Origin of the sequence: Bartonella jaculi (assembly GCF_039543045.1) — a bacterium.
Taxonomy (GTDB): domain Bacteria; phylum Pseudomonadota; class Alphaproteobacteria; order Rhizobiales; family Rhizobiaceae; genus Bartonella; species Bartonella jaculi.
In genome coordinates, this window is sequence record NZ_BAABIZ010000215.1 from 1 (window position 1) to 500 (window position 500).

1 protein-coding gene is annotated in these 500 nt (G+C 44.0%); it reads right to left on the reverse strand.

Annotation, left to right across the window (positions count from 1 at the left end):
• Nucleotides 1-142: 142 nt before the first annotated feature.
• Nucleotides 143-500: hypothetical protein (locus ABD915_RS10250; RefSeq protein ID WP_345117870.1), on the reverse strand; the 358-nt coding region annotated here is incomplete at its 5' end.

Sequence of the window (500 nt, forward strand, 5' to 3'; positions counted from 1 at the left end):
AAAAACGGCTTGGTTGGCTTTGCAAAGAAGGAACCGGTGTGTGGGGAAAAATGAGAAGGCGTGGAGGGCGGTCAACTCCTCGCAGATCCGGCAAAGCCGTCCTGGCAAAACTGGCTCACGCCTCGTGGATACGCTAACAGTTTCAACGTTTGAAAGCAATCTTTAAAAAAACGGCTTGAGAGAGGCTTTGTTGTGTGGAGTGATAATTTGTACCTCTCACTTCACAATGGCGCTCTATCGCCTTTGAAGTGCCTTTGAAAACGATTTTATGAGAGGGTTTGGTATTGGGGTTTCTCTCATAAGCTATAAGCAAGTGAAAAAAGTGCTTTTTTAAAGAAGTGCTCTTTTGACTGACACTGTCAGGCTTATAAGGTGAAGGGGTTTCGTGCATTGTATTGCCAATGACGATTGTAAAGCAATAGGCAATGTATGGAGCAAGAATTTTACGAAGATCAAAAAGAAGGGCAGGCTGAGATATGTCATGACGAGACATTTCATGG